The sequence below is a fragment of the Tistrella mobilis genome (assembly GCF_039634785.1).
Classification (GTDB): domain Bacteria; phylum Pseudomonadota; class Alphaproteobacteria; order Tistrellales; family Tistrellaceae; genus Tistrella; species Tistrella mobilis.
On record NZ_JBBIAB010000010.1, the window covers coordinates 57575 to 70656 of the forward strand.

A 13082-nucleotide genomic window follows, 5' to 3' on the forward strand; every position below is an offset into this window, starting at 1 on the left:
AGATGTCCAGGGTCAAGACGTCCACCGCTTCCGGATCAGCGCAACAGCCCCCGTACGGCCGAACCGGCCCGGACCTCATGCGCGCCCCCGGTATAGGCTTCGTGGTTATCCTCGATCTCGCCGCGCTTGTAGAGATAGTTGACCATCATGCCGGCTGACTGACGAACCCCCTTGGCGCTGAGATCGGCGCGCCAGTTGATCCGCTCCACCCGCGCACCATTGGACAGGTGGAAATGCGCCACGCCGTCCCGTGCCCGGCCGCGGGTCTTCTCCTGGGTAAGATAGCGGGCCGCCAGCCGCATCAGCGGTGCCTTCAAAGCCTCGGCAAGCTGGGGCTCGCCCGGCCAGTCGCGCTCCAGCGCGAGGGCGAGCGGATGCCCCTCCGCTTCTCGGGGCAGGGCGGCCTTCAGCCTCGACCGTTCCGCTTCGGAGATGAGTCCCTCGCCGCTCGCCGCCAGGCACTCGTCCAGCCAGGCCCTGAAGCCGGGGATCGGCGACAGGGTCGCAAAGGTCTTGAGATTGGGCAGATCATGGGACAGGTCCTCGACCACCCGCTTGATCAGGAAATTGCCGAAGCTGAAACCCGCCAGGCCCTTCTGGGCATTCGAAATCGAATAGAAGATCGCCGTGTCGGCGGCTTCCGGGTCGGCTGTCGGCGCCGCCTCGTCCAGCAGGGTGTGAACATCGTTGGCCAGGCCCTTGACCAGGGCCACTTCCACGAAGATCAGCGGCTCGCGCGGCATCTTGGGATGGAAGAAGGCATAGCAACGCCGGTCGCTTTCCAGCCGGTTGCGCAGATCCGACCACGAACGGATCTCGTGCACCGCCTCGTATTCGATCAGCTTTTCGAGCAGGGCGGCAGGCGCATCCCAGGTGATCCGGGTCAGGTCCAGGAGACCAATGTCGAACAGGCCCGACAGCACCTCGCGCAGTTCGTGCTCCATGCCCCGCGCGGCCGGGTCGGTGCGGGCCAGCGGCAGCAGGTCGGCGCGCAGATCCACCAGGAACTTCACGCCCTGGGGCAGGCTGCTGAACTGGCGCAGCAATCGGGCCCGCGGGCTGACCAGCGTCGCCCGCAGCCGCTCCAGTGCCGCCACCCGCGCCGTCTGGTTCGTCCCCGCCTCGCGCACCGCCAGCATGGCGGTATCCAACTCGCCCGGCGGCACGTCGAATTCATTGGCGAGCAGGCCAAGGAGGGCAGCTTTGCCCTTCGGGGCCAGCCCCAGATAGACCTGTCCCAGTTCGGCCGTGCGCGCCCGTGCCGACACCTCGCCGCCCACGGCATCCAGCGACTGACGGATCAGCGCCCGGATCCGGTCCAGATCCTCGGCCGGCAGGTCGGGGCGGATCGGCGCACCGATGCGCGCCCGCGCCTGCTGCGAGACCTCGCGCCACAGCCGGTTCAGCCGGTCCAGGGTCCGGTCGAAAAAGCCCGGCCCCTCGGCACCGGCATCGGTCGCAGGGGGCGGCGTGACGGCAGCTCCGGCGTGAACGGGAAGTGTGGTCTGCACGGCTGTCTGCACTGGCGTCACGGTGTCGGTCACGGCGGTCCTCCTTCGGCTCTTGCGGCCCTCCAGAGGATCAGGGGATGCGGACCTCCGCGTTCAAGTCTTGACATGCCCGCGAGTGGTGAAGCTTTCGTGGCATCTCAGCCGTCGAGCCCGAAGCCCAGCGGATCGAGGGTCGGGTCGGTGCCCGGCGCCACCGCATCCAGCACCGCAGGCAGGGCATCGGGCAGGTCTTCTGCGATCAGCCCGCGCGGCAGGCGGCGGGCGGCGGCGCCATGCAGCCACACTGCCGCGGCCGCAGCCTCGAAGGCCGGCAGCCCCTGGGCCAGCAGGCCACCGGTGATGCCGGCCAGCACATCCCCTGCCCCGGCGGTCGCAAGGCGCGCCGGCGCATTACCATTGATCGCGATGCGCGCCCCGCCACCACTCCCGGCCCCGGCCCCGCCGGGTGCCGCGATCACACTGTCGGCCCCTTTCAGCACCACCACCGCCCCGGTACGGTCGGCGGCCATCCGGGCCCGATCCAGGCGGCCGGCATCGGACAGGTCGGGAAAGATCCGGGCAAACTCGCCGTCATGCGGCGTCAGCACCACCCGTGCCCCGTCGCCGGTCACTTCGCGGATCTGGTCGAACAGCAGGTCGGGTGTCGCCGCAAAGGCGGTCAGCGCGTCGGCATCCAGCACCGCGGCCGGCAGCCGGGCCAGTGCCCGGCGCACCCAGTCGCGGGTCAGCGCATCCACCCCCTGCCCCGGCCCCAGCACGGCCGCCGCCACCTTGCGATCGCGGAGCAGCTGCTCGAAGGCTTCAGGGGTCGGCGCCACCCGGGTCATCACCGCAGGGTCGGCGCCGGCGTAGATAGAGAGCGCATCCGACAGGCAGGCGATCGTCACCAGCCCGGCCCCGGCCCGCAGGCCCGCCCGGGCCGCAAGCCGCGCCGCCCCCGCCGTCTCGGGCGGGCCGCCCGCCACCACCAGATGGCCGCGCCGGTATTTATGGTCCGAGGCGACGGGCGCACCCAGGGCGTGGCGCCAGAGCGACGGCCGGTTGAGCATGGTCACCGGCGTAATCTCGCGCAGCACCCCGTCCTGAATGCCGATATCGGCGATCACCAGCCGGCCACGCAGGGCGCGGCCCGGCATCAGCCAATGGCCGGGCTTGGGCCTGAAGAACGACACGGTCAACATGGCCGGCGCCGCCATGCCCATCACCGCGCCGTCATCCCCCGACACGCCGCTCGGCACATCGACCGCGACCACCGCCGCCGGCGAGGCGGCGAGCGAGGCCAGAAGATCGGCCACCTCCCCCTCGATCGGCCGCGACAGCCCGGCCCCGAACAGCGCATCGATCACCACCGGTGGCGCGGTCTCGTCGGGCGCGGCCGCAAAACGGGCGGCTGCCTCAGAAATCGGCAGCACGCTGCCCATCCACTGATCAGCGGCCAGACGGGCATCGCCCCGAAGCGCCCCGCGTGCCACCATCGACGCCACCTCCACCGGCCAACCGGCCGTGGCGAGATGCCGGGCGGCCACCCAGCCATCGCCGCCGTTATTGCCGGGGCCCGCCAGCACGAGAACACGCCTCGGTTGCGGCCCAAGGGCAGCCATCACCTCCTGCGCCACGGCTGCCCCGGCCGCTTCCATCAGCGTGATGCCGGCGGTGCCACCGGCGATGGTGGCCTGGTCGGCGCGGCCCATCTCGGCACAGGTCAACAGCTCGTGGCTCATGGCGCGGGGGTCCTTCCGGCAATCGGCGACAGCCGCGCGGACAAGGGCCCGTACGGCACGCCCCGCATCTTCGACGTGCGGGCCGGCTTTGACAAGAATCCTGCCCCACACCTAAAGTTCGGAATGTCACACTGCCCGACATGGACCCCAATCACCCCCGGAGGCCCTGGAGACGATGGCGACCACACCGCCCTGGAGCGTGAAAGGCGTCGACCGAGACGCCCGCGACATCGCCAAACGCGCCGCCCAGGCGTCCGGGCAGACGCTCGGCATCTGGCTCGCCGAGGCGATCCGTGCCTTCGCCGAAGCCCAGGCCGTTCATGCCGCAGAGAGCACCAGCTGGGGGGATCCCACCGCCCCGGCGCCGGCCGCCGCAGCGGCCGCACCGGTGGATGACGGCCGCATCGCCGAGATCGAAGAGCGGCTCGCCCGGCTGGAAGCGGCCCTGAACGAGCATCGCGAGCGCTCGGAACACGCCCTGGCCGATCTTGCCCGCGGTTTCGTCGCTCTGGCCGAGAAGCGCAGCGCACCGCCTGCCGGCTGATCGCCGCAGTCATGCGCATCCTCTGCTGGAACCTGAAGCGCCCCGACGGCCGCCGCCTCAGAGGCATCGCCGAACGACTGCGGGATCTTGGGGTGGAGCTGCTGATGGCGCAGGAAACCCGGCCTGAGGACGGTCCGGCGCTCGGCCGGCTGCTGGGCGGAGCATCGGCCTTCACCGCCGCCTTCCCGCTCCGCCAGAGTGCTGAAGGCCATCTCCTCTGGCGGCGGCACGGTCCGGTCGGGCCGGTTCAGCCGTTGAGTTTCGGTGGCTGGCCCTGGCCGCGCGTGGCGCAGCTTTTCCGACTTGTGCCCGATGGGCCGGTCGCCGCCAATCTGCAGCTCTCCCATGGCCCTCTCGCCCGTCGGCGGGAGCTGGGTGTGGTGGCGGGCCACCGCCCTGCCCTGATCGCAGGCGACCTCAACTGGCCCGAAGCCCTGCACCTGTCCGGCTGGCACGATGCCACCCCCATCGGGGGCAGCTTCCGCCTGGGTCCGCTCAGGCTTCGTCTCGACCGGGTGCTGGTTGCCGACATCCTGCCGCAGCCATCGGTCCGCATCCTGCCGCATGACGGCCTCTCCGACCATGACGCCCTGCTGATCGATCTGCCTCTCTGAGCCGTGCGTCGTTCGGTAACCGGCCGCCTGGCCTGAAAAGACAAAAGGCGCAGACCCCGCAGGGATCCACGCCTTTCTCAAGTCTTTAGTCCGGGTCTCGACCGCCGCGCCGTTCTGAACGGCAAGAGGGGGAGTGGGGCGAGTGATGGGATTTGAACCCACGGCCTCCAGAGCCACAATCTGGCGCTCTAACCAACTGAGCTACACCCGCCACCGGAGTGCCGCTTCTCTAATACGCCAGCCCGTGGCGGGTCAAGCGGTTTGTGAAGCGGCGCCCTGAGTTTTTCGGCTCAGGCGCTGCGGGCCTGCTGAAAGCCGCCGGCGGCAAAGAAGCGCTCCAGCCGGGCAACCGCCTCTTCCAGAACGCTTTCCCGCTTACAGAAGCAGAAGCGGACGAAGTTGCGGATGTCGCCCGCCTGATAGAAGGCGCTGAACGGCAGGCAGGTCACCCCGGCCTCCACCGTCAGACGGCGGCTGAACTCCACGTCATCCATGTCGCCGACCAGCGGCCGGATGTCGGCGCCGATGAAATAGGTGCCTTCCGCCGCCAGCACATCAAAGCCCACCCGGCGCAGCCCGGCCGAGAGCAGATCGCGCTTGGCGGCGAGATCGGCTGCCAGACCGTCGAAATAGCTGCGGTCCATGGTCAGGCCATGGGCGACGGCCCGCTGGAGATTGGGCGCGGTGGTGAAGGTCAGGAACTGATGCGCCCGGCCGAGGGCGGCGGCGATCGGCGCGTCGGCGACCAGGTAGCCGACTTTCCAGCCGGTGAGCGAAAAGGTCTTGCCGGCAGAGCCGACCCGGACGGTACGCTCGCGCATGCCGGGCAGGGTCATCATCGGCCGGTGTGCCCGGCCGTCGAAAACCAGATGCTCATGCACCTCGTCGCAGACGACGACCGCGTTGTGCGCCTTGACCAGATCGGCCAGGAAGGTGAGATCGTCGTCGCTGAACACCTTGCCGGTGGGGTTCATCGGCGAATTCATCAGCAGCATGCGGGTCTTGGGCCCGAAGGCGGCCGTCAGCGCCTCGCGCGGCAGCTGCCAGTGCGGCGGCTCCACCCGCACCAGCTTCGGCACCGCGCCCGCCAGCTGCACGATCGGCAGATAGCTGTCATAGAGCGGCTCGATCAGCACGACCTCGTCGCCGGGGTTGAGCAGGCCCAGCAGGGCCGCTGCCAGGGCCTCGGTCGCCCCCGAGGTCACGATCACCTCGCGCATCGGGTCGACCTCGATACCGTAGAAGCGGTGGTCATGCTCGGCCACCGCCCGGCGCAGCTCGGGGATCCCCGCCATCGGCGGATACTGGTTGCCGCCGGCCATGAGGGCGTCGGCGGCCACGCGCCGCACCTCCTCGGGTCCTTCCCAGTCGGGGAAGCCCTGGCCGAGATTGACGGCCCCGTGCTCCTGCGCAAGCGCGCTCATCACGGTAAAGATGGTGGTGCCATAGCCGGAGAGGATCTGATTGGCGAACTGCACGGCCCGTTCCTGCTGATGCGCCGACCCGGATTTATCAATCACGGGTTGGGTTGAAGAGAGATGAGGTCCCGAGGATCGCAGAAGCCGGGCCATCCGACAAGGCGGCCGCACAGATGCTGGCCCGACTGCCCGTGTTTTGGGCAGCATCTGCCCGTGTTTTAGCCAAAGCCCATGGACCTCCGCGCTGCGCCTGTGCCTCCGGGCGGGCTGGTCCGTGATGTACCAGTGACTTGCGGGGTTTGGCACGGCACGTGCAAACGTTGGTCGGCGTGGGTGGTGCGCGCCACCTGCCGGTGTACGGCTCGGGCGCGTCCAGCGCATGACCGGCACCCCCCGCCCCAGGTCCCGCAGGTCCTGGCCGCCATGATCGGCAGCCGGATCCAGGGGCCCGGATCTTCCGGTTCATGCGCGCGACTGACGAGAGTAGCCGCCGAGATGAAGAAGATCGAAGCCATCATCAAGCCCTTCAAGCTCGACGAGGTGAAGGAGGCGCTGCACGAGATCGGCCTTCAGGGCATGACCGTGACCGAAGCCAAGGGCTTCGGGCGCCAGAAGGGTCACACCGAGCTGTATCGTGGTGCCGAATACGTCGTCGACTTCCTGCCCAAGGTGAAGATCGAGATCGTGGTCGGCGACGCCCAGGTCGAGCGCGCGATCGAAGCCATCCAGCAGGCCGCTCATACCGGCCGGATCGGCGACGGCAAGATCTTCGTGACGCCGGTGGAGGATGCCATCCGCATCCGCACCGGTGAGCGTGGCAACGACGCCCTCTGACCGGTTTTGCGGGGTACCGGGCCTGTGCCGGACTGACCGGCGCGGCCATGGCTACCCTGCGACGAGATCGCCATTGATCCGCACCGCCGCCGGTGGTGCACTCACGAGACTGAAAAAGCTCGGCCCCGCCCCCGCAGACGCCTGACGGCGGGCCGACCGGTCGGTATGACGGATCATCCGGGGACACGGTGGTCCGCATGCCGCAGTCCAGGCAGGCCCGTCAACAGGCAGGCCAATCAACAGGCAGGATAGAAAATGTCGGACGCGAAGACTGTCCTTCAGCAGATCAAAGACAACGAAATCAAGTTCGTCGATTTCCGCTTCACCGACCCGCGCGGCAAGTGGCAGCACACCACCTACTTCGCCGAGGCGGTGGACGAGGGCACCTTCACTGACGGCGTGATGTTCGACGGTTCGTCGATCGCCGGCTGGAAGGCGATCAACGAGTCGGACATGATCCTGATGCCCGACTGCAGCAGCACCTTCGTCGATCCGTTCGCCGCCCAGCCGACCCTGGTCGTGGTCTGCGACGTGCTCGAGCCGTCGACCGGCCAGGGTTATGAGCGCGACCCGCGTTCGACCGCGCTGCGCGCCGAGGCGTACCTTAAGTACACCGGCGTCGGCGACACCGCCTTCTTCGGTCCCGAGCTGGAATTCTTCCTGTTCGACGACGTCCGCTTCAATGTCGGCATGTTCGGCGCCTCCTACTCGGTCGACGAGCTGGAGCTGCCCTCGAACAGCGGCCGCGCCTATGACGAGGGCAACACCGGCCATCGTCCGAAGGTGAAGGGCGGCTACTTCCCCGTCGCGCCGGTCGACAGCATGTCGGACATCCGCGGCGAGATGCTGGAGCAGCTGAAGGCGGTCGGCATGACCCCGGTCCTGCACCACCACGAAGTGGCACCGGCGCAGAACGAGCTGGGCACCGGCTTCGGCACCCTGACCGCCACCGCCGACGGCGTGCAGAAGTACAAGTACGTCGTCCACAACGTCGCCCATGCCTTCGGCAAGTCGGCCACCTTCATGCCGAAGCCGGTCTCGGGCGACAACGGTTCGGGCATGCACACCCACCAGTCGATCTGGAAGGATGGCAAGCCCCTCTTCGCCGGCTCGGGCTATGCCGACCTGTCGGAGATGTGCCTCTACTACATCGGCGGCATCATCAAGCACGCGAAGGCGCTGAACGCCTTCACGAACCCGTCGACCAACAGCTACAAGCGCCTGATCCCAGGCTTCGAGGCGCCGGTGCTGCTCGCCTATTCGGCGCGCAACCGTTCGGCTTCGATCCGCATCCCCTATGTCGCGAGCCCGAAGGGCAAGCGCATCGAGGTCCGCTTCCCGGATCCGACCGCGAACCCCTACCTCTCGTTCTCGGCGATGCTGATGGCCGGCCTCGACGGTATCGAGAACAAGATCCATCCCGGCGACGCGATGGACAAGAACCTCTACGACCTCCCGCCGGAGGAGCTGAAGGACGTCCCGACCGTCTGCGGCTCGCTGCGTGAGGCCCTGGCGGCTCTCGACGCCGACCGCGAATTCCTCAAGAAGGGCGAGGTCTTCACCGACGCCCAGATCGATGCCTATATCGATCTGAAGATGGAGGAAGTCTACGATTGGGAGCACACCCCGCATCCGGTCGAGTTCCGGAACTACTACAGCGTGTGATCTCCAAGCGTTTGATCGCGCCGGGCTGGGTCGCGGATCGAGGAGCGGGGGCCTTCGTTTCGTGAACCACCGGTGACGGTCGACCGACGGGGCCGTCGTTTCCGCCTTCGGGTGGGGACGGCGGCCCCGGCGTTTTTGGGGGCCGCCATGGACGTCGGGTGTATCCGCGACGCCTTCAGCGGGGCGCGGCACCCGTCCTGGCAAGCCAGATGCCGCCGGCCAGAATGACCGCCCCGCCCGCCAGGGCTGCGGGCCCCGGCACTTCGGCAAACAGCAGCCAACCCAGGGCGGCGCTGAACACGATCCAGACATAGCGCACCGGGCCGAGTGTCGCGGCATCAGCCAGGCGATAGGCCTGGATGTTGCAGGTCTGGCCCAGGATCGCCGCCGGCCCCAGGCACAAAAAGGCGGTCAGCATCCAGCCCGACATCGGCTGCCAGACCAGCAGCGCCGGCAGGGCGAGCAGCAGGCTACCGAACAGGTTCACATAGAACAGCACCACCAGCCGGGTTTCCGAGCGCGCCAGCGTCTTGATCATGATCGCCTCGATCGCGATCAGCGCCGCACCGCCCAGCGCCACCAGGGCCGGCGCCAACATGGCCGGCGTGAAGCGCACCCCCTCTCCGCCGGCAAAGACCACGATTGCGGCGCCGCCCAGACACAGCGCCGCCGCTGCCCAACGTGCCGGCCGCACCCGCTCTCCCAGCAGCGTCACCCCCAGCACCACGGTGAACAGCCCTTCCAGCAGGCCGATCGCTGCGGCATTGGCAACCGGCATTGCGGTTGCGGCATGAATGGCCGCCATGCCGCCCAGCCCGCCGCATCCGGCGCGAACGGCATGCAGGCCCGGCTGGCGTGTCGCCATCGACCGCCAGCGGCCACCGGCGGTGACCGCCACCACAACCGTCGCCAGCCCGCCCACATAGCGCAGCCACATGATCTGCAAAGCCGGGATCAGCCCGCCGGCAATCTTGCCCGACATGAAGATCAGGGCGAAGAGCCCCACCGCCGTCACGGCCCAGAGAATACCCTGCGCCTCGGCGCCGATCACGGGGGCCGCAGGTGCAGTCCGCCTGAGGGTCGCGCCGTCGTCACCATCGATCGACATGATGCCGCTCCATTCCGCATCCGCCGCAACAGGCGGCTCGCCACGGAGCATCGGCCAGGGATACCATATCGGTCCAATGCCGTTTTGGCGGCACTTCATACGTTTCTGATATGGATGACGGAAGAGCGAAGGGCCCCATGAAACTCGGCATGCGCCAGCTCGATGCCTTTCAGGCGGTGATGACGCTGGGCACCGTCACCGCAGCGGCGAATGTGCTCGCCACCTCGCAGCCGGCGGTCACCCGGTCGATCCGGCAGCTGGAAGATGCGACCGGTCTTCAGCTTTTCCGCCGCGTCCGTGGCCGACTGGATCCCACGCCGGATGCCCGCGAGCTGATGGAGACGGTCCGGCAGAGCTATGCCGGCATCGACCGCATCGCCCAGGTCGCGAGCCAGCTGCGGCGGCGCCATACCGGCCATCTGCGCGTCGGCTGCCTGCCCGCCTTCGCCCAGGGCTTCATCGCCCGGACCATCGCCGACTTCCTGGCCGACCATCCCAAAGCCAGCCTGTCGGTCACGCCGCTGATGTCGTCCGACGTGGTCCGCGCCACCCGCAGCCGCGAGGTCGATATCGGCATCGCCGCCTATGATATCGACGTCACCGGGCTCGACACCCGCCCGTTCACCGACTGTCCCGAGATCGCCGTGGTTCCGGCCGGCCATCCCCTCGCCGACCGTCAGGTCGTCGCTCCCGCAGATCTGGCCGGGCAGCCCCTGGTGATGCTGGGGGCGAGCGACCCTTACCGCCAGCGGCTCGATCGTCTTCTGGCCGGTGAGGGCGTGACACCGGCACGGCTGGTCGAAACGCCGACCAGTTCAGCGCTCTGCGCCATGGTCGTCGAAGGGGTCGGCGTCGGCGTGGTCAACCCGATCACCGCGCTGGATTTCATCGGGCAGGGTCTGGTCATGCTGCGCCTTGCGGCAGACCTGCCCTTCGTCACCACCCGGCTGCAGGTCACGACCGGCAGCGCCGACTCCCTGGCCGCGGCCTTCATTTCGGCCCTGGAGCTGCGACGGGACCGGGATCTCGCGGCGGTGGCGGCAGCGCTCAATCCGGCAGAGGCCGCGGCCGCCCCTCGGCATCGACCGCCACGAAGGTGAAGACCGCTTCGGTCACCAGCTCCTCGATCGGATCCTCAAGGCCGGTGCGGCGGCGGGTCACCCAGGTTTCCAGATGCAGACGGATCGAGCTGCGCCCCGTGCCGACGATGCGGCAATAGACGCTGACCAGGTCGCCGACCCGCACCGGCTTCAGAAAGCTCATTGCGTCCACGGCGGCGGTGACGACCCGGCCGCGGGCGCGCTGGCCGGCTGCGATGCCTCCGGCGATGTCCATTTGCGACATCACCCAGCCGCCGAAGATGTCGCCTGCCGGGTTCGCATCGGCAGGCATGGCGACGGTGCGCAGCTCCGCCGCGCCTTCCGGGCGGCGCGGCATGGTACCGGGCTCGTGGCTGCGGGTCATGGCGCAGGGCTCCCCTCATCGATGGGTGCAGGGCCGGACAGGCTGCAGCGCAACAGGGCCGATCCTCCGGGCTTCCGCCGGCCCGCGACGTCACATCGCCCGACCCGCGACGTAACATCGACTGTAGCCCTTGCCGGTGATCCGCGCGATTCCTATAATCCGCGCCATGTCAGATCTCTTCGAAAGCGACGCAGCCGGAACCGGCGGCACTGGGTATTCGGCGGCGGACATCGAGGTTCTCGAGGGTCTGGAGCCGGTGCGCCGCCGTCCCGGCATGTATATCGGCGGCACCGACGATCGTGCACTGCACCATCTCGCGGCCGAAATCCTCGACAATTCGATGGACGAGGCCGTCGCCGGCCACGCCACCCGGATCGAGGTCGGGCTTGCCGCCGACAACACGCTGATGATCCGCGACAACGGTCGCGGCATCCCGGTGGATCCGCACCCGAAATACAAGGACAAGTCCGCGCTCGAGGTGGTGATGACCACCCTGCATGCCGGCGGCAAGTTCAACGGCAAGGTCTACGCGACATCGGGCGGTCTGCACGGCGTCGGCATCTCGGTGGTCAACGCGCTGTCCGACCGGATGGTGATCGAGGTCGCGCGCGACCGGAAGCTCTGGGCGCAGGACTATTCCCGCGGGCGTCCGCAGGGGCCGCTGGTCCTGAAGGGTGCCGCCCCCAATCGCCGCGGCACCACGGTCTGGTTCCATCCGGATGCCGAGATCTTCGGCGATCTGCGCTTCAAGCCCGCCACGCTTTACCGGCTGGTGCGCTCCAAGGCCTATCTGCATCGCGGTGTCGAAATCCGCTGGGCCTGCGATCCGGCGCTCCTCGCCGCCGATGGCGAGGTGCCGGCCGAAGAGACCCTGCATTTCCCGGGCGGCCTTGCCGATTTCATGGCGACGCTCGTCGACGGCCCGACCGTCACGCCCGAGGCCTTCACCGGCCTGGTGGAGAGCGAGGGCCAGTCGAAGATCGACTGGGCCATCACCTGGCCGCTCGAAGGCCAGGGCTTCACCTCGTGGTACTGCAACACCGTGCCGACCCCGCTTGGCGGCACGCATGAACTCGGCCTGCGCTCGGCCCTGACCAAGGCGCTGCGCAGCTTTGCCGAGCTGTCGCAGAAACAGGCCCGCGCCGCCAAGCGCGCCCAGCAGATCACCGCCGACGACATCCTGGGCGGCGCGGTGGTGCTGCTCTCGGTCTTCATTCCCGATCCGCAGTTCCAGGGCCAGACCAAGGACCGCCTGACCTCGCCCCAGGCCTCGCGTCTGGTGGAGAATGCGATCCGCGACCGGTTCGAACACTGGCTGACCGCCAATCCGGCCGCCGCCAGCGACCTGCTCGCCTTCGTGCTCGACCGGGCCGAGGAACGCCTGCGCCGCAAGGAAGAAAAGACCGTCGGCCGCAAGACCGCCACCAGGCGGCTGCGTCTGCCCGGCAAGCTTGCCGACTGCACCCGCGACGAGGCCGACGGCACCGAGCTTTTCCTGGTCGAGGGCGACTCGGCCGGCGGCTCGGCCAAACAGGCGCGCAACCGCGATACCCAGGCGGTTCTGGCCCTGCGCGGCAAGATCCTGAACGTCGCCTCGGCCTCGCTCGACAAGCTCAAGGGCAACCAGGAAATCAACGACATCATCCTGGCGCTGGGCTGCGGCACCGGCCGGGATTTCAAGCTGGCGGATCTGCGCTACGAGCGCATCGTCATCATGACCGATGCCGATGTCGACGGTGCGCATATCGCCTCGCTGCTGATGACCTTTTTCTTCCGCCAGATGCCCGGGCTGATCGATTCCGGCCGGCTCTATCTGGCGGTGCCGCCGCTCTACCGCGTGGCACGCGGCGGCGATACCGCCTATGCCCGCGACGATGCCGACCTGAAGCATCTGCTCGCAACCCGCTTCAAGGGGGCGAAGACCGAGATCAGCCGCTTCAAGGGTCTCGGCGAAATGCCGGCACGGCAGCTGAAAGAGACCACCATGGCGCCCGAGACCCGCACCCTGCTTCGGGTCGGCATCGACCAGGGCAGCCGGATGCTGGTCGCGGAACGCGTCGAGACCCTGATGGGCAAGCGGCCCGAGAAGCGTTTCCAGTTCATTCAGGAAAACGCCCGCTTCGTCACGGAAGCCCTCGACGTCTGATCATCAAGGGGCGATGCTGGCGTTTCACATACTGCCAGCGTCAAACCAAGAGCATCC

General features: G+C 68.4%; 11 protein-coding genes and 1 tRNA gene. 6 read left to right on the forward strand and 6 right to left on the reverse strand.

What is annotated here, in order from left to right; all coding sequences use genetic code 11:
- Window positions 1-35: 35 nt before the first annotated feature.
- Together WI697_RS15700 and WI697_RS15705 are read right to left on the reverse strand one after the other, a co-directional pair.
- The gene (locus WI697_RS15700; RefSeq protein WP_345959082.1) at window positions 36-1544 is read right to left on the reverse strand and encodes a malonyl-CoA decarboxylase domain-containing protein; all 1509 of its coding nucleotides are present in this window, start codon (window positions 1542-1544) and stop codon (window positions 36-38) included.
- A gap of 104 nt (window positions 1545-1648) precedes the next feature.
- The gene (locus tag WI697_RS15705) at window positions 1649-3232 is read right to left on the reverse strand and encodes an NAD(P)H-hydrate dehydratase (protein WP_345959083.1); all 1584 of its coding nucleotides are present in this window, start codon (window positions 3230-3232) and stop codon (window positions 1649-1651) included.
- Window positions 3233-3407: 175 nt separating this feature from the next.
- On the opposite strand from WI697_RS15705, the gene WI697_RS15710 reads away from it, so the two are divergent.
- Window positions 3408-3776 carry a hypothetical protein gene (locus WI697_RS15710; protein ID WP_345959084.1) on the forward strand — a complete coding sequence of 123 codons (369 nt, stop codon included), beginning with the start codon at window positions 3408-3410 and terminating at the stop codon, window positions 3774-3776.
- Window positions 3777-3787: 11 nt separating this feature from the next.
- On the forward strand, window positions 3788-4390 hold the full coding sequence (locus WI697_RS15715; protein ID WP_345959085.1) for an endonuclease/exonuclease/phosphatase family protein: 603 nt from the start codon (window positions 3788-3790) through the stop codon (window positions 4388-4390).
- A gap of 134 nt (window positions 4391-4524) precedes the next feature.
- Here the strand turns inward: WI697_RS15715 and WI697_RS15720 are convergent.
- Together WI697_RS15720 and WI697_RS15725 are read right to left on the reverse strand one after the other, a co-directional pair.
- Window positions 4525-4601: transfer RNA gene (locus WI697_RS15720), tRNA-His, on the reverse strand.
- Between the two features lie 79 nt (window positions 4602-4680).
- Window positions 4681-5868, reverse strand: a complete 1188-nt coding sequence (locus tag WI697_RS15725; protein ID WP_345959086.1) for an aminotransferase — start codon at window positions 5866-5868, stop codon at window positions 4681-4683.
- A 435-nt stretch (window positions 5869-6303) separates the two neighbouring features.
- On the opposite strand from WI697_RS15725, the gene WI697_RS15730 reads away from it, so the two are divergent.
- Together WI697_RS15730 and glnA are read left to right on the forward strand one after the other, a co-directional pair.
- Window positions 6304-6642, forward strand: a complete 339-nt coding sequence (locus tag WI697_RS15730; protein ID WP_014745508.1) for a P-II family nitrogen regulator — start codon at window positions 6304-6306, stop codon at window positions 6640-6642.
- Between the two features lie 255 nt (window positions 6643-6897).
- The gene (gene glnA, locus WI697_RS15735; RefSeq protein WP_062761107.1) at window positions 6898-8307 is read left to right on the forward strand and encodes a type I glutamate--ammonia ligase; all 1410 of its coding nucleotides are present in this window, start codon (window positions 6898-6900) and stop codon (window positions 8305-8307) included.
- A 175-nt stretch (window positions 8308-8482) separates the two neighbouring features.
- Here the strand turns inward: glnA and WI697_RS15740 are convergent, their stop codons facing one another.
- Window positions 8483-9415, reverse strand: a complete 933-nt coding sequence (locus WI697_RS15740) for a DMT family transporter (RefSeq protein WP_345959087.1) — start codon at window positions 9413-9415, stop codon at window positions 8483-8485.
- 137 nt (window positions 9416-9552) lie between these two features.
- Between WI697_RS15740 and WI697_RS15745 the strand changes: the two genes are divergently transcribed.
- Window positions 9553-10515: a LysR substrate-binding domain-containing protein gene (locus tag WI697_RS15745; RefSeq protein WP_345959088.1), complete on the forward strand. Its 963-nt coding sequence runs from the start codon at window positions 9553-9555 to the stop codon at window positions 10513-10515.
- Here the strand turns inward: WI697_RS15745 and WI697_RS15750 are convergent.
- Window positions 10463-10879: an acyl-CoA thioesterase gene (locus WI697_RS15750; RefSeq protein WP_062761102.1), complete on the reverse strand. Its 417-nt coding sequence runs from the start codon at window positions 10877-10879 to the stop codon at window positions 10463-10465. The two genes, WI697_RS15745 and WI697_RS15750, sit on opposite strands and share 53 nt — an antisense overlap.
- Window positions 10880-11045: 166 nt before the next feature.
- Here WI697_RS15750 and parE point away from each other — a divergent pair, with 166 nt between their 5' ends.
- A complete protein-coding gene (parE, locus tag WI697_RS15755) occupies window positions 11046-13025 on the forward strand; it encodes a DNA topoisomerase IV subunit B (protein ID WP_345959089.1) in 1980 nt (659 codons plus the stop codon).
- Window positions 13026-13082: the final 57 nt, after the last annotated feature.